Source organism: Sinorhizobium sp. 8-89 (assembly GCF_030124325.1).
Lineage (GTDB): Bacteria > Pseudomonadota > Alphaproteobacteria > Rhizobiales > Rhizobiaceae > Sinorhizobium.
Genome location: NZ_JASKLR010000002.1, coordinates 461,727 through 477,200, shown reverse-complemented (window position 1 = coordinate 477,200; position 15,474 = coordinate 461,727). Strand labels below are relative to the sequence as shown.

General features: G+C 61.5%; 13 protein-coding genes, 2 pseudogenes and 1 other annotated feature. Of the genes and pseudogenes, 10 read left to right on the top strand and 5 right to left on the bottom strand.

All coding sequences use genetic code 11. The annotated features are described in order from the left end of the window. The first annotated feature begins 157 nt into the window (after nt 1-157). The 4 genes from QN219_RS06800 to QN219_RS06785 all read left to right on the top strand — a co-directional run bounded on the left by QN219_RS06800 (nt 158) and on the right by QN219_RS06785 (nt 4,063). Nucleotides 158-550: a BA14K family protein gene (locus QN219_RS06800; protein ID WP_405052089.1), complete on the top strand. Its 393-nt coding sequence runs from the start codon at nt 158-160 to the stop codon at nt 548-550. Nucleotides 551-681: 131 nt separating this feature from the next. Next, nucleotides 682-1,164 (top strand): SRPBCC family protein, encoded by a 483-nt coding sequence (locus QN219_RS06795; RefSeq protein ID WP_283998817.1) that lies wholly within the window; start codon nt 682-684, stop codon nt 1,162-1,164. Between the two features lie 159 nt (nt 1,165-1,323). Then, nucleotides 1,324-1,379: a sequence feature (sul1 is cis-regulatory element that is thought to sense ions involved in sulfur or methionine metabolism; They are found in Alphaproteobacteria), on the top strand. A 119-nt stretch (nt 1,380-1,498) separates the two neighbouring features. After that, nucleotides 1,499-2,983 carry a SulP family inorganic anion transporter gene (locus tag QN219_RS06790; RefSeq protein WP_283998816.1) on the top strand — a complete coding sequence of 495 codons (1,485 nt, stop codon included), beginning with the start codon at nt 1,499-1,501 and terminating at the stop codon, nt 2,981-2,983. A 270-nt stretch (nt 2,984-3,253) separates the two neighbouring features. After that, a complete protein-coding gene (locus QN219_RS06785; RefSeq protein WP_283998815.1) occupies nt 3,254-4,063 on the top strand; it encodes a class I SAM-dependent methyltransferase in 810 nt (269 codons plus the stop codon). A 228-nt stretch (nt 4,064-4,291) separates the two neighbouring features. Here the strand turns inward: QN219_RS06785 and QN219_RS06780 are convergent, their stop codons facing one another. Beyond that, the gene (locus QN219_RS06780) at nt 4,292-5,086 is read right to left on the bottom strand and encodes a class I SAM-dependent methyltransferase (RefSeq protein WP_283998814.1); all 795 of its coding nucleotides are present in this window, start codon (nt 5,084-5,086) and stop codon (nt 4,292-4,294) included. 203 nt (nt 5,087-5,289) lie between these two features. Here QN219_RS06780 and QN219_RS06775 point away from each other — a divergent pair, with 203 nt between their 5' ends. After that, nucleotides 5,290-6,588 carry a sorbosone dehydrogenase family protein gene (locus QN219_RS06775; protein WP_283998813.1) on the top strand — a complete coding sequence of 433 codons (1,299 nt, stop codon included), beginning with the start codon at nt 5,290-5,292 and terminating at the stop codon, nt 6,586-6,588. A gap of 70 nt (nt 6,589-6,658) precedes the next feature. Here QN219_RS06775 and QN219_RS06770 read toward each other — a convergent pair whose 3' ends face one another. The 3 genes and pseudogenes from QN219_RS06770 to QN219_RS06760 form a co-directional block, all read right to left on the bottom strand. Further along, a complete protein-coding gene (locus QN219_RS06770; RefSeq protein WP_283998812.1) occupies nt 6,659-8,278 on the bottom strand; it encodes a DUF1254 domain-containing protein in 1,620 nt (539 codons plus the stop codon). A gap of 333 nt (nt 8,279-8,611) precedes the next feature. Next, nucleotides 8,612-9,100 carry a GNAT family N-acetyltransferase gene (locus QN219_RS06765; protein WP_283998811.1) on the bottom strand — a complete coding sequence of 163 codons (489 nt, stop codon included), beginning with the start codon at nt 9,098-9,100 and terminating at the stop codon, nt 8,612-8,614. 212 nt (nt 9,101-9,312) lie between these two features. Next, nucleotides 9,313-9,695, bottom strand: a pseudogene (locus tag QN219_RS06760) (winged helix-turn-helix domain-containing protein); the annotation flags it as partial. 354 nt (nt 9,696-10,049) lie between these two features. Between QN219_RS06760 and QN219_RS34140 the strand changes: the two are divergent. Next, nucleotides 10,050-10,394: pseudogene (locus QN219_RS34140) on the top strand (TIGR02281 family clan AA aspartic protease); the annotation flags it as partial. 15 nt (nt 10,395-10,409) lie between these two features. Here the strand turns inward: QN219_RS34140 and QN219_RS06750 are convergent. Then, entirely contained in the window at nt 10,410-10,640 is a 231-nt protein-coding gene (locus tag QN219_RS06750; RefSeq protein WP_283998810.1) for a hypothetical protein, read from the bottom strand. 265 nt (nt 10,641-10,905) lie between these two features. On the opposite strand from QN219_RS06750, the gene QN219_RS06745 reads away from it, so the two are divergent. The 4 genes from QN219_RS06745 to QN219_RS06730 all read left to right on the top strand — a co-directional run bounded on the left by QN219_RS06745 (nt 10,906) and on the right by QN219_RS06730 (nt 15,082). Beyond that, nucleotides 10,906-11,622 carry a Crp/Fnr family transcriptional regulator gene (locus tag QN219_RS06745; protein WP_283998809.1) on the top strand — a complete coding sequence of 239 codons (717 nt, stop codon included), beginning with the start codon at nt 10,906-10,908 and terminating at the stop codon, nt 11,620-11,622. Between the two features lie 383 nt (nt 11,623-12,005). Next, the gene (locus QN219_RS06740) at nt 12,006-12,311 is read left to right on the top strand and encodes a hypothetical protein (RefSeq protein ID WP_283998808.1); all 306 of its coding nucleotides are present in this window, start codon (nt 12,006-12,008) and stop codon (nt 12,309-12,311) included. 550 nt (nt 12,312-12,861) lie between these two features. Continuing rightward, entirely contained in the window at nt 12,862-13,965 is a 1,104-nt protein-coding gene (locus QN219_RS06735) for a Gfo/Idh/MocA family oxidoreductase (protein ID WP_283998807.1), read from the top strand. After that, nucleotides 13,943-15,082, top strand: a complete 1,140-nt coding sequence (locus QN219_RS06730; protein ID WP_283998806.1) for a DegT/DnrJ/EryC1/StrS family aminotransferase — start codon at nt 13,943-13,945, stop codon at nt 15,080-15,082. The genes QN219_RS06735 and QN219_RS06730 overlap by 23 nt, the downstream gene beginning before the upstream one ends. Nucleotides 15,083-15,474 lie beyond the last annotated feature (392 nt).

The window sequence follows — 15,474 nt, the reverse complement described above, 5'->3', positions numbered from 1 at the left end:
TTTGCGAATCGCGCGTCCTTCGCCGGCAGATGGTATAGGGTGGCGTGTTGGATCATTTCCTCCATGAAAATCGTTCCCTCTTGAGAGAAGGGAAAGGTGAAGTCCGTTGAAGATTGCAGCCACCATCGCGCTTGCGTTTATAACCGCCGCCTCCAGTGTGCCGCCGGTCGCGGCCCAGACGACGTGCATCGGCATATGTCCGCCGCTCAGGGGCGACTACGGAAAGACCAACCGGGACAATCCCGGGGTTCCCTCCCGCCACGAGCTTTTCATTGAGCGGGAATACCGCGACTTCCTCAACAGGCGCTATCCGAGCTATGGCGGGCGCTACCGCGGCCAGCGCTATGACATCGGCATCGGCCCGGGCGCTATCGTCGGCGGCCCGCCGCCCGCCGCCCTCGACCGGGGCCGCGTGCGCCAGCGGCTCCGTTACGACGCCACCGCCCACGCCCGCTGGTGCCGCGAACGCTACATTTCGTACCGGTCGACCGACAACACGTTCCAGCCTTTCGAGGGGCCCCGGCGGAGCTGTGACTCGCCGTATAATTGAGGCGGAGCGGGGCGCCCGAGTGTTGTCGCCGGAATCGGGCGAGGCCGTACCGCGAAGGGCGCCTCGACCGGGTTGCGACCTGCGCGTCTAATCGACTGCGATTCAAGCAATAGCTGGCGAAGAGAAATCCGATGACCAGCGGAAAGACTGAAAGATACGAGCTCCGGCTGGAGCGTCTCCTGGATGCGCCGCGCGCGAATGTGTGGCGCTGCTGGACGGAGCCGAGGCTCCTGGAGCAATGGTTCGCGCCGCAGTCCTGGACGACCGAGGCGAAGACTCTGGAGCCGCGTCACGGCGGCACGTCTCACATCGTCATGCGGGGTCCGAACGGCGAGAAGTCCGACGGCGTCGGCGTGTTCCTGGAAGCGGCTCCGGAGCAGCGGCTGGTGTTCACCAACGCCTTTGCCCCGGGCTGGATCCCAGCCGCCCAGCCGGCGGTCGTTCCCTTCATGACCACGATCGTCGAGATCTCCGATGAAGGCGGCAAGACCCGCCATGTCGTGCGCGCCCTGCACTGGACCGAGGAGGCGCGCAGGCAGCACGAGGAGATGGGCTTCCATGAAGGCTGGCGACAGACGACCGGCCAGCTCGAAGCTCTCGCCCGGACGCTCTGAACCGGCCCCGGTGTAACGAGACGCCGCACATCATGGCCGCCGCCGAGCTAGGCCTGACCCGGTAGCGCCGCGTCAATGTTGCCCGGTTGCGTCTGACTGCGGCGGCGCACAATGGCGGTTGTCCTCGACGGCTCATTTTCATATAAGAGCACCACTCACCACGGACCCGGTGAAACTCCGGGTGGCTCTTCTGGCCGCCGATCCGCCAGATAACGCAACAGCATCAAATCCAAGCAGGACCTCCCGCCTGCAGCGATCCAGAGTGTTACAGCGACTTTTGTGCGTCCAAAAAGACGCATGGCGCCGTAGCGCAGTTCTTTTGCGAAGAAAAACCATGAAATTGACACTTGCCAGCTACAAACGCGAATGGTTCTCCAACATCCGCGCCGACGTCCTTTCGGGCATCGTCGTGGCGCTTGCCCTGATACCGGAGGCGATCGGCTTCTCGGTCATCGCGGGCGTCGATCCGAAGGTGGGGCTGTTTGCCTCCTTCGCCATCGCCTGTGTGTCCGCCTTCGCCGGCGGCCGTCCGGGCATGATTTCGGCGGCGACCGCGGCTACCGCCGTGCTGATGGTCACGCTCGTCAAGGAGCACGGCCTCGAATATCTCTTCGCCGCAACGCTGCTGATGGGCCTCATCCAGATCGCAGCCGGCTTCCTGAAGCTCGGCCGGGTGATGCGCTTTGTCTCGCGCTCGGTCATCACCGGCTTCGTCAACGCCCTCGCCATCCTGATCTTCATGGCGCAGCTTCCGGAACTCATCGGCGTGCCGCAGGCGACTTATGTGATGATCGCGGCGGGACTGGCGATCCTCTATCTCTTCCCCTATGTCACAAAGGCCGTTCCTTCGCCTCTGGTCGCGATCGCCGTCCTGACCGGCATCGCCTACTGGACCGGCATGGATATCCGCACCGTCGGTGATCTTGGCGAATTGCCCTCGAGCCTGCCGATCCTTGCCCTGCCTCACGTGCCGCTCACGCTCGAGACGCTGCAGATCATCTTCCCCTATTCGGTGGCGCTTGCCGCGGTGGGGCTGCTCGAATCGCTGCTGACCGCCCAGATCGTCGACGACATGACGGATACGACGAGCAACAAGAGCCAGGAATGCATCGGCCAGGGCGCGAGCAACATCGCTTCCGGCCTCATCGGCGGCATGGGCGGCTGCGCCATGATCGGCCAGTCGGTCATCAATGTCAGTTCCGGCGGGCGAGGGCGGCTCTCGACCTTCGTCGCCGGCGCCTTTCTTCTCTTCCTCATCCTCGTTCTCGACGATCTCGTGCGGATCATCCCGATGGCCGCTCTCGTCGCGGTCATGATCATGGTGTCGATCGGCACCTTCTCCTGGCGGTCGATCGTCGACCTCGGCCGCAATCCTCTGCCGTCCTCCGTCGTCATGCTGGCGACGGTCGCCACCACGGTCGGCACGCACGATCTGGCCAAGGGGGTGCTGGTCGGCGTGCTGCTCTCCGGCGTGTTCTTTGCCGGCAAGGTCGCGCGCCTCTTCCATGTGCGCTCGACGGTCGACGAGAGCCGGAAGGTGCGCACCTACCATGTCGACGGCGAGATCTTCTTCGCTTCGACCGAGGCCTTCATCGCTGCCTTCGACTTCGCCGAGCCGCTCGAGAAGGCCGTCATCGATGTCAGCGAGGCGCATCTCTGGGACATCACCGCCGTCGGCGCGCTCGACAAGGTCGTGCTCAAATATCGCCGCCACAACGTCGCAGTCGAGGTCATCGGCCTCAACGAGGCGAGCGCCCATATGCTCGACCGGTTCGCCGTGCACGACAAGGGTGAGGGCGGGGCGCTTACGGCGCATTGAGCGAGCGGGCCGGCAACCGGCACCCTCATGGCAGCGCGGCTCTTCCGGCTGGAAACCGGCGATGGCTGGCAGGTGGGTTCCTGCTGTGCATTTTTCTTTCTTCGGGCACTTTGCTGCCTGGAAACGCACCTTCTCGTGTCGCGGCGGTGCCGCAGCGCCCGCAAGCGTCCGGTGGAGGGCGCCAATGGCCTGCGTGCCTCGCGGTGTGGTAAGGTCCGCCTTCGGGCCATCTGGAGAGTGCCGACTGCAGAGTGCCATCTGGAGAGTACCATGACGGGTGCATCGACGTTCAACGCCAGCACTGGCGGCGGTTATGAGCTGCAGATGGGGCGTTGGAGCCGCCGGCTTGCTGTTCCATTTCTGGCCTTCGCCGGGGCCTCGAGCGGTGAACGCGTGCTGGACGTCGGCTGCGGCACCGGCAGCCTGACGTTTCTATTGTCCGAGCGGCCCGACCTTGAAGCGATCTGCGGGATAGACTACGCGCCGCCCTACATCGAGCACGCGACCCGCAGCAACTCGGATCCGCGCGTCTCCTTCCGCGTCGGCGACGCATGCGCTCTGCCTTTCCCCGACGCGGCGTTCGACCGGGTTCTGTCGCTCCTGATGCTCCACTTCGTCTCCGAGCCCCATCGGGCCGTGGCGGAGATGCGCCGCGTCGCGCGGCCTGGAGCGACGGTCGCGGCCACCGTATGGGACGCGCGCGGCGGCTTCGTCGCCGGTCGCCTGTTCCTCGATACCGCGGCTGCGCTCGATCCCACCGCTGGATTGCTTCGGGCGCGCGCCTGCACGCGTCCGATGACCCGGCCGGGCGAACTGGAATCGGCCTGGCGTCAAGCCGGCCTTGTCGAGGTCGAGACGGCAGAGCTTGCGATACGCATGGAGTTTTCTTCCTTCGACGACTACTGGGCGCCATACCTCGGCAAGGATGGGCCGGGCGCCGAATATGTCGCGACACTCGATGAGCAGGCACGCACGAGGCTGCGCGATGCGGTCCGCTCTGCTTACCTCGACGGTGACGTCGATGGTCCACGATCCTACATGGCGGTCGCCTGGGCCGTGAAGGGAATCGTGGCGCCCTGAGCCCACGGAGCGGGCATATGCCGATCGGTTCACTGTGCATGATAAAGGGGCGGGGCACTGACGGCACACTGGCTCCTCATTCCCGTGCTCGTCACAGGAACCCGGGAGCGCCGCGTCCGCGGCGCGAAAGGCTCCGCTGGATCGCCAGCGCGCGGCCGTTCCAAGCCCTGTTTCACGGTCCGGCTTCCTATGTTTCCTCCCGCAATTCCGGACGGAAGTTGGAATTGCTTAGGCCGGACGCTCCGCCATCACCAGCAGCAGGAAGGCGGCGAGGTCTCGCCAGCGGGCGAACCGGGGAACGGCGCCGCAGGCCTCGGGCGATGGCTGCGGCTCTTCAATTCGCCTGATCCGCAACCCGGCCGCGGTGACCGCATTGAGGTAATCGCTAATCGTCCGGGGAAAGCGCGGCACGGCGAACGGCACGACCTCCTCGTCTTTCGGGCGATCTCCGAAGCGCCAGTGCTCGGTGAAGCTGGTCCGGTCGAAATAGTTTGACACGCAGAGCGCCACCGTGCCTCCTTCGCGATCCTTCTCCCAATGCAGCCCCGGCGTGATGAAACAGGGATGAAGAACGCTGAAGGCGATGAAGCCGCCGGGGCGCAGCAGCCGATGGGCCTCCTTCATCGCGCCTTCGAAATCGGGCCCGTCCATCAAAGCCATGGTGGAAAGGACGGCATCGAAGGAAGCATCCGGAAATCCCGTGTCGGCGCTGTAGGATGACACCTTGTAGCTGATCCCCAGCGGGTCGGCCTCTTCCGCCCGGCGGGCGTGATCGATCAGCCGTTCGGAAATGTCGATGCCGGTCAGCCGGGCACCCATCCGTGCGAGCCGCCGCGTGTTCGTGCCCTCGCCACAGCCGAAATCGATGACGTCAAGCCCATCGAGCGGCGGCAGGAATTCTTGAAATGCAGGGAAGGTGAAGCGGTCGCGGTAAACGTCGTAGCCATCCCGGACATCGCGCGTCCACTGATCGGCATTCGCGTTCCAGCGCGCGGCCACTTCGGCGTGAGACCCATCCGTCATTGCCCGACCTCCTGCTGCATGGTTCCTTGAATCGGATCGATTCAAGGACAAAACCATGCAGAAATTCAAAGTGCTACAGGGTTAGGTGCCAGGCGGAGGCAGCGCGCGCTCAACCCGGCGAAGTGTCCACAGAAACAATGCAGTTTGAGGATACCCACCCGCAGGCGCTTCGGGTAGCGTGCGCATCAGGGTTAGGAGGACACATGGGCCTATCAGATATTTTCGGTCGACTGGTCGCAATGATCGGCGCCGTAACAATCCTTTTGCGGCACCGGGACGGTGATTCCCTGGAGCCGGCCTATGGCAGCGCGCCGAAAATCCCGAGAGCCAAGCCGCAGGGCATTCCGACCCTGAAGATGCCGACAGCCAAGGGATGGACAGCGGAGCAAGTGCCGACTGCGGCGGCCGGGCTCAAGGTGAACGCATTTGCGGCGGGGCTCAGACATCCCCGTTGGATTCACGTGTTGCCGAATGGCGACGTGCTGGTCGCCGAGGCACTGAGCGAGCCGGGGGGCATCAAATCTGCCTTCGACTACGCCATGTTCAGCACGATGAAGCGCGCCGCCGCAGTGGGCGCAAGTCCGAACCGGATCACGCTGTTGCGGGATGCGGATGGCGACGGCGTGGCCGAGATACGTACGGCATTTCTCGAGGGACTCAATCAGCCGTTCGGCATGGCGTTGCTGGGCGATACGTTGTATGTCGGCAACACGGACGGGGTGGTTGCGTTCCCGTATGAAACGGGCGGCACGCGTATCAGCGCGACAGGGCGAAAGCTTGCGGACTTCAAGGCCGGCGGGCATTGGACGCGGAGCCTGCTTGCGAGCCGCGATGGACGAAAGCTCTTCATCGGCGTCGGTTCGCTCAGCAACATAGGCGAGCGCGGCATGGCGGCAGAGGAAGAGCGGGCCGCCATCCACGAGCTTGACCTCGAGAGTGGTGAGCGCCGCATATTTGCCTCCGGCCTGCGCAACCCGGTGGGCATGGCGTGGGAGCCAACAACAGATGCGCTCTGGACGGTGGTCAACGAGCGCGACGGCCTGGGCGACGAGACGCCTCCCGACTACCTGACATCAGTGCGCGACGGCGGCTTCTACGGATGGCCCTATTGCTACTGGGGGCAGATCGTGGACGACCGGGTGCCGCAGGACCCGGCGATGGTCGCGACCGCCATAACGCCGGACTATGCCTTGGGCGGGCACACTGCATCGCTCGGCCTTTGCTGGCTTCCCGCAGGCACTCTGCCCGGCTTCCCGGACGGTATGGTCATCGGGCAGCATGGCTCCTGGAACCGCAGCACGCTGCGTGGCTACAAGGTTGTCTTCGTGCCGTTCGTGAATGGACGTCCAGCCGGGCCTCCGCGCGACATTCTGACCGGTTTCCTTTCGCCTGACGAACGGGCGTCCTATGGACGGCCCGTTGGAGTTACCATCGGGCCGGACGGCTCCCTGTTGGTGGCGGACGATGTCGGCGATGTGATCTGGCGCGTGACGGGCGAGTGAGGCTGAACGCGCAACGGGTGCCGCGCGCCAAAGCGAAACCGGAATGGGCTTTCGCCAATGCTCTATATATCTACCGAACCAGTTCGATCTCACTTGGCCGCCAGGTCTTGTCGAAGAACGACGGCTTCGGGCTGTAGAGGCGAAGGAGCGTGAACCATCCCTTCTTCGGATCTGTCTGGATCCAGTTGCCCCGTGCCACGCCTTCGGGCTCGGTGGGACCAAAATAAACGGTCGTGGTGCCGTCGGCGGCGGTCTCGGCGGCAGGTGACGGATAGCTCTGGCTGCCGGCCCGCGGGTACTTTTGCGGCGTCTGCAGCATCGAGCGCGTCTGGTTGTCATAGAGCGTGAGCGACCAGAAGGCTTCGGCCGGAATGTCCTTGGGGAGCGTCACCTTGTACGTCTTGGCGCCGTCAAAAGGGTTTCCGTCGGCATCGAGGAAGCCCATCAGATACTGCGAGCCCACGCCGGGAATACGCATAATCATGCCGGGCGAGTCGAGCGTGTAGCCGTAGTAAAAGGCGGTGCGCGAATCGAGGGTGCGCGCGCCGGTCGGTGCAAGCGGCTTGAACATGCCCTTCTCGAAGAGCGGCGGCGGCGTCTCGAAGTACGCGCCGCCCTCCCACAGCATGCTGCCCCACTGCGAACCTTCATAAATGGCCCAATCGGGATGCTGCATCGCATAGCGCCAGTTGAGCGCCCGGCCGGTCGCCTGGCCGAAGGCGGCCGCATCCGACAGGATCTTCTTCATACGGTCGTCAGGCGCAAATTCCTTGCCATGCACGATCCCGATGGCGGCAAGCTGTCCGGCAAGCTCCACGTCATAGCTGGTGGCGGGCTGGCTCTGGACGTTTTCGTTGATCAACTCGAAGAAACCGTAGTCGCTGGGCGGGATGGTGTTGAAGGACAGCCCACTGCCCTCGATGAACTTCATCTCGGGAATCTTCGGTTCGCCTGCGATGCGCACCGTGCCCTCGAGAGCTTGCGCCATGCTCGTTCCGAAGGAGCCCGGCTGGTAGGGATAGACCTTCATGTTTTGCTTGACGTTCTCGACGGCCGGCTTGGGGTCGTTGTCGACGAGATAGGCGCGCGCCGCATAAAGAGCGATGTTTGTCTTTGAGTGCGCAACGAAGTAGCCGCCCTCTGGAAGCGGGCCGTTATAATCCGGCCCGACGATCAGGTACTTGCCACCGAGCCCACGGTCGGGGCCGGGGCCGCCGATGTCGATGATCCAGGAGAACCACATATCGTTGATGGTGCCGACGGCGTTCGACGGCTGCTCGACCACCACCGGCCCTTTGCTCAGATCGAGCGAGGTAAAGTAGTAAATGGTGTCGGCATTCGCCGTCAGGAATAGCGAGTTCGAATCCATAAGATCGGAGAAGATGGCGACATCGCCAGGCTTGGCGCCGATGCTTTCAAAGCCCTTGACGATCGCCAGCGCCGAAGCGCCGCGGAAGCTGTTGTTGTAGGCGTTAAGGGCATTGGCGAAGTCCAGCGTGTCATAAACCTTCTGCGCCGTTTCGGCGGTCGGCACACCGTCTTTGAACTCCAGCGTTCCGGCACTGGTCTCAATCTTGTCAGTGGCGCCAAGCGACTTGAGCGTTGGCTCAGACACATCCGCATAGGCGGCACCAGCACTGACAAGCGCCGCGATCGAGACAGGCCCTATCAGCTTCAACAGAAGATCCATCGGCTTGCTCCATGGGCACAAGGCCATTGCGATGTAAATGCAACCTGACGTTATGGCGGCGACCGTATACGCGTAAAGTTTCCAACAAGTAAAATACGCCGGGTTGCCATGTAGAATACGCCGGGTTGCTTAAGGCAAAGGTCATCTGAGGTTTTGGTAAAGCCGCCGGTCTGCTCGCGGCCAAAATGTCGGTCGGCCATGGACGCCGTGCAATATGGCCGCGTCTGGCGCTTTCAAGCCCATCCCGCCACGTCGCCTTTCGGCATAACCGCCGAGTCAATCCCCCGCGTATGTCGGCGGCGCGGGACATTGCTGCCGTTGCATGCGCAGCGCTTAGTTCTTGGCCAACATGGGCAAGACCAGACCCCACTGCGTTTTCTGAGGTGGTCCAAACGGCTCGAAACCCAGCTTCTTGTAGACGGCTATCGCCCGTGCATTGTCTGGATGCGGATCAGTCGCGATCACAGGTGCCCCCTCATCAAAGAGAGCCTGCATTCTCATGCTGATAAATGCTGATCCATGCCCAACACCGACCATTTCGGGGTCTCCGATGTATTGGTCAATTCCCCGTGAGCCTCTGGGAAGATGGGCAAAATGGTGATCTTCCCACCCGTGAACTGTATAGTCCTGGATGAACGCAAATGGGCGTTCGGCGTTTGAAACAATCCAGCGCGCTACCCGCGGATCAGCCAAGTCCGCGTCGTCGTATGGCTCATCTGAACCCCACCATTCCCGGACATGAGGGTTCGATCGCCATCCCATGAGCATATCGAGATCATCCAGCGTCACCTTGCGAAAACTGTATTGATTGGTTGTCATCATTCGAACAGTTTAGCAGATCGCCCGCCGGTAGCTATGGGCTCGGAGACTCGCAGCCATCCGTCCATGGCTGCAGATTTATGAGTCCACGTCCTGGATCATTTCATTGTTTCATTGAAACAGTGAAACGATCTAACTCTTTGAAACCACGCAATTCCGGGCGGAAAACCGGTACACACCTTTCCTGGAATTGCTCCAAGAGCATCCCGGCTGTGTCACTCTTCGTCGCCGATAAAGCGATATCCAACGCCCGGCTCCGTGCGGATGATTCTCGGGTCGGCGGATCGCGTTCGATCTTCCCACGCAGTTGGCCTATGAAAACTCTGAGGTAGTGCAAGTCTTCGCCGTGCGCCACACCCCAGACCGAGGTGAGCAGCGCCTTGTGGGTGACAACGCGGCCCGCATGCCGCGCGAGCATGACGAGGAGATCGTATTCCTTCGGCGTCAGCCGCAGCGCCTTGCTCACCAGCCGCTTGACGATATCGATCGTCAGTCCGTCGGCAACAAGGCTCGTTTGGCCGCCCTCCATCTGGATACGGTGGCGCAACGCCGTGCGAATGCGCGCGGTCAACTCGCCGATGCCGAAAGGCTTTTCGATGCCGAAATGGCGCGGGAGCAAAATCACGTGCGCTTCCCCCGGAGTGACAGCCGCACTGCATTCAGGTTGGCCCTTGGGGGGCGTGGAGTGTCCGACCCGCTAATCTTTGGAGGTCCACTTCGACCCGCAAACTCGCCATCGAGCGCGTCCGCGCTGAACTCCGCTCACCACCCTTTCACGACGGATCGAACCGGAAAGACCGACCCAATGCGGCCGACGGCCGGTCACACATGGAATGTCCGGTGTCGGCGCGCGAAACAGACATGCTTTGCCGGACCTCGGACTGCTTTGTGCCGGAGGCAGCCGCCGATGGGCTATTTGCTTTGGCGAGTGGGTTAATCCCCTTGGCCTCTTGAGGATCAACAAGAGGTCGTGCTTCGTAGGCGGATCGATGGCCATTTTGCGGCCGATGCGATGATCGACGGCCAGAAGGTCAACCTGCTCGTCGATAACGGAGCAGCGGCAGCGCGCTTACCTATGAGGATGCGGTGAGGCTCGGCCTCACCCGCGAGCCTCCGCTACACGGTAACCGTGATGCCGGCAAACGGCCCGGCGGTCGCTGCGCCGTTTACGCTGGCGGAGATCGCCATCGGCCCGATCGAGCGAAAGGACATTAGGGCGATGGTCGCGGCCGAAGGCAAGCTCGACCGCAGCCTGCTCGGCATGAGCTTCCTGTCGACGCTCGATTTCATGCAGATAGGGACGAGCTGCGCCCTAAGGACTGACCCGGTGCGGACGCAGCGCAGACTTCGCAACAGCAATCAGGCCGGTGGGGTCGCGAACTCCCGACTGATAGGCGCGGATCAGTTTTGCCGCAAGGGCTTCGGCCTCGTCGCTGTCGCTCGACAAGGCTTGTATTTGCAGCTCGCTTTTGAAGATCCCGTCGATCATTGTCAGTTCGTCGGGGCCGATGGGATCGAATCGGAAATCTTGAGCGGTTCTCATGTTGCTCCCTCGTGCATCCCGGGTATCGGGGGCAGCGTCGGACGAAGTCTACGCCTGTTGACAGGAATCACGAGTCAATAAAGGGCCCGGAACATGGTGGGTCCAATACCGTACACATGGGCACCCATCCTCTGCCGCGGCAGCCCGATCGGACACCAATAGGCGGCAGGCCGAGGTTATGCTATTGTGGCAATACGGCCTGCGGATACCCTGCTACATGCAACGGAGAGCGGGTACGCTCCTTGCCTTACCCCCAGGAGCTTGGATGACGGTTTCCTCGCAGAACCCGATGCGCAACCAGTTACTGGCGATCCTCCCCGAGGCGGATTATCGTCAAATTGCATCCCATCTCGAATATGTCGTATTGCCAAGGGGGTCGCTTCTCGCAAGCGCGGGTGAGCCCATCGAGCACGTCAATTATCTGGCATCCGGGATAGGCTCCCTCGTCGCATCAACGCCCGAGGGCAACAAGGCAGAGGCCGGCGTATTCGGCAATGAGGGCTATATCCCGACCTCCGCAGCCATGGGCGTGGAATTGAGCGTCCATGACGTCATCATGCAAGTCGAGGGCGATGCCTTTCGAATGGAATTCGGTTCGTTCCGGAAGTGGATGGAGGACAACAAGAACTTTGCCAGGGTAATGATCCGATGCCTTGAGGCCTTTTCCATCCAGCTCACCTACACGGCAATTTCGAACGCGATCCACGGCGTCGACGAAAGGCTCGCCCGGTGGCTTTTGATGTGCCACGATCGTGTGTCGGGTAATGAGATCAATCTTACGCACGAATTTCTTTCGCTCATGCTTGCGGTCCGTCGTCCGAGTGTCACGACATCGCTCCACGTTCTTGAGGGAAACGGCTTTATCCGCTCCCTGCGAGGGCAGATCATCATCCGCGACCGGGCGGCTCTCGAGGAGTTCGCGCGCGATGCTTATGGCAAGCCGGAGGAAGAATATCGCCGCCTGATGACGGGCCTCTTTTGACGCCGACACGGCTCGCGCTTCCGAGCAAAAGCCGCGTACCTTGCCCTATCGCAAAAAAGAAGGCCCCTCAGTGCAAGAGGGGCCAAGTGTGTCGATGCAAACCACGCTTAGTGCGGGAGCGCTAAAATACGGCGCTTGAAGCAAATGCTCCACCCGCCAGCACCCTTCCGTACGGAAACGGACGAACGTCCGCGACTGACCTCACCTCAGCGATCAGCCAAGAGATTGTTCCGTTTGGCCTTTTGTCGCCATTGGCCGGTGTCCGCCACCGTACCGAGCAGGTGTTACGGCTGGACTGCGGCGACAGGAGCTCTAAATTGGCTACGCGCCTACTAGGGGGTTCCCCGGACGTGAGAACCCGCAAAATCAATGGGAGAAGAAACATGATTCATTCGGTCGCTTCCATCCATGCGCGAACAGCGACCCCTTCACCTCGCACCCACTCTTCCCCTCAGTTCACCGCAGGGACCGACTTCCGCATCCAGAAGAAAACCGAGGGAATGTGGGAGATCGCAGCCTTATCTGATCGCGCCCTCAAATGGCTGAAGACCGAGCATCGTCCAGATTCTGTTCTGCGGGAAGAAACGTTCGGAACCGATCTCGGCGGGGCCAATCTGTTCATTAGAAACGCGCGCGACCAGGGCTACCGCATCGAATATGTTGGGCCGCTTTGTGTGAACTTCTTTTAGCCGCCCCGGCTGGCGGATTGAGGAGGCACGTTGGGATCCCTGGACCGTCCGCAGCCGCTTGCGACGCTTGCCTCGGGAGGCGGTTGATAGGAACATCGATGCCCCAGTCGCTTGCGTGATGGCGAACTCTTCACGTCCATTCAACGCACTCGGCTCAAGAGAATTTGGCCGGATCTTGCCCGGGCAAGTAATGGCCGCTTGTCCACGCAAAGCTGCCGTCCGGCTTCTTCGAACTGAACTTCAGCATCCCACCCATCCGCGACGCTGATGAAGGCGAATTCTCGACCCTACGCACTCATACGACGCTAGCGCCTGGAGCTTCCGGTGTCGCACCCCTGACGGACACAATAAGCGTGGCAAACAGAGCTGCGCTTTATTAGAATGAGCTTAGCAACTCGCCAAGGTCATCAAGCTGATCTACCGATCGGATGATTGCAGTCCGGAGTAGATGAGGCCTGAACTCGAGGTACTCATCTGCGGACTGGTAGCGAAGGTGCCCGCCTAAGCATCAGATCAAGGAAGGTCATTCAATGACGCGATAGGACAAAGCTTGGACAACTCGAAAGAACATCCGGGCTTATTCGACCTACCAGGCATTTCGGCGGGCTTTCAGCTTGCGGTGATCGGCTGCGGAGCCTGGGGCAAGAACCTGGTCCGCTGCTTTGCTGAATTAGGCTGCCTCGGTGCTGTCGCTGACCACAACTCCGAGGCAGTCGCGTCCCTTCTTGGCCAGTACGGCAGTCGCGCCCTTTCCTTCGAGGAGGTACTAGCCGAGCACTCGATTCAGGCAGTGGCCATCTCTACCCAACCGTCAACCCACTACGACCTTGCCAAGCGCGCCCTTCTCGCCGGAAAGCATCTCTTCGTCGAAAAGCCGCTCGCGCTTGAGCTCAAGCATGCCGAGGAGTTGACCGATCTGGCGCGGCGCTTGGATCGACGCCTTATGGTCGGCCACATACTACAATATCACCCCGCCTTTACCCGGCTCCAGAGCCTCATCGCGAGCGGTGCTATAGGCCGTGTCCTGCGCCTTCAGGCCAACCGCATGAATCTCGGGGCGATCCGGTCCGAGGAAGATGTGCTCTGGTGTCTAGGGCCGCATGATGTCTCCATTATATTGACTCTCGTGGGGGCAGAACCAAGCGAGGTTTACGGTGTCGTCGGCGGCTACCACCTGCGAAAAACGATAGCCGACGCGGTCACCCTTCACCTGAACTTCCCGGCCGGGGAGCAGGCGCAAGTCAACCTGTCGTGGTTGCATCCCGTCAAGGAGCACCGGCTCACCGTAATCGGTTCAGAGGCCATGGTCGTGCTCGACGATGGAGCGCCATGGGAAGGCAAACTGCTCCTATATCCGCACATCGTAAATGTGGCTGAGGATATAACGGCAACGATCCGGGCCGAACCACTTCCAGTCACGGTTGAGGAGAATGAACCGCTAAAACTCGAATGTCAGCATTTTGTCGACTGCATCGCGCAGGGTCATGATCCGATGACAAATGGTGACGAAGGGTTACGCGTGATGCGGGTCTTGGCCCAGGCCAGCATGATGCTGGATAGTAGCCGTGGCTGCCAGGATAATCCTGGGCGGACGGGCGCTGTCAAACACCTTTCTCATGTTGGAAGCGACCATGCCAGACCGGATCCTCTTTAACGATCTTGGCGCGCAACGCCGCTATCTTGGACAGGTAGTTGACGAGGCAATCCGCAGCGTTCTCGATCGCGGCCTATATGTCATGGGTCCAGAGGTTGCTCAACTCGAGCAAGACCTCGCCGCGTTTTGTGGCGCAAAGCACGCAATTTCCTGCGGTAGTGGAACCGACGCTTTAACCCTTGTACTCATGGCGAAAAATGTCGAGGCTGGCGACGCGGTGTTCTGTCCGTCCTTTACGTTCGCGGCTACCGCAGAAGCCATAGCCGGGCTTGGCGCGACACCGGTGTTCGTCGACATCTGCGAGGATACCTTCAACCTCGATGTCCAGAGCCTTCAATCCTCCGTAACAGCGGTCAACGACAGCGGACTGAGGGCAGTCGGCATTGTCGCGGTCGATCTTTTTGGCCAGCCGGCCGACTACGACGCTATCGAGGCAATTGCAGATCGCGAGCGCCTGTGGCTGATCTGTGATGCAGCTCAAGCCTTCGGCGCAAACTATAAGGGGCGACAAGTCGGTACGATTGGGCTTGCCACTACGACAAGCTTCTTCCCGACCAAACCCCTGGGCTGCTACGGGGACGGCGGTGCGGTATTCACAAGCGACGACGAGTTGGCTGGCACCATCCGCTCGCTCCGCATTCATGGCCAAGGGAATGACAAGCATGATAATGTTCTGATCGGCATGAACAGCCGTCTCGATACGATTCAGGCTGCCGTTCTCATAGAGAAGCTCAAAATATTTGTGGCTGAAATCACGGCCCGTAACCGCATTGTGAACCGCTACAATGAGCAACTGGGCGATGTTGCCACCGTGCCGAACGCGCTGGCGGGCGTGAGCTCGGTCTGGGCACAGTATACGCTGCGCCTGCCAAGGTGCGACCGGGAGGTGTTCCAGAGTTTCCTGGCAGCGGCGGGCGTTCCCACAGCCGTCTATTATCCGCGACCCACGCACCATCAAGCGGCGTACAGGCACTTCCCGGTTGCCCCGAAGGGCCTTCCCGTCTCTGATCGCCTTGCTGCCGAGGTCGTCAGTCTACCGATGCACGCGTATTTGACCGAACAGGTGCAGGATCAGATCACGGCTGCGGTCCGGGCAGCACTGGCGGCTCAGGCTTGACGTTACATCACAAGCTGGGCGAGCAAGTCATCGTCTAGCGTAGCTTACGGACCCCTGGGAATCTCATTTGCTTTAAAGGAGGGGCGAATCCATCCACCGCCGGTAGGTTGGCCGGACGAGCTTGGAGCGCCCGGTCTGCGGATTTCCGGGGGCCGCTTCACCCGAAACGGTTGGCGGTCGAATCGGACGCGTTGTCAACCATAAGGCGTCTTGGGAGATCAAGTAGGCCTGAGTTTCGGACACTGGCCCTGGGCGGCCGGGGTACGGGCAACTGATCTCTGTGCGCGGAGCTGCGCCGGTTCAAGGTTTGGCTTCAAGACCGAGTGTCGTCGGCGCCGACTGAGAGGAAACGGCGACCTGGAAAGATACGGGCCCTCAAGCGGGGAGCGTTT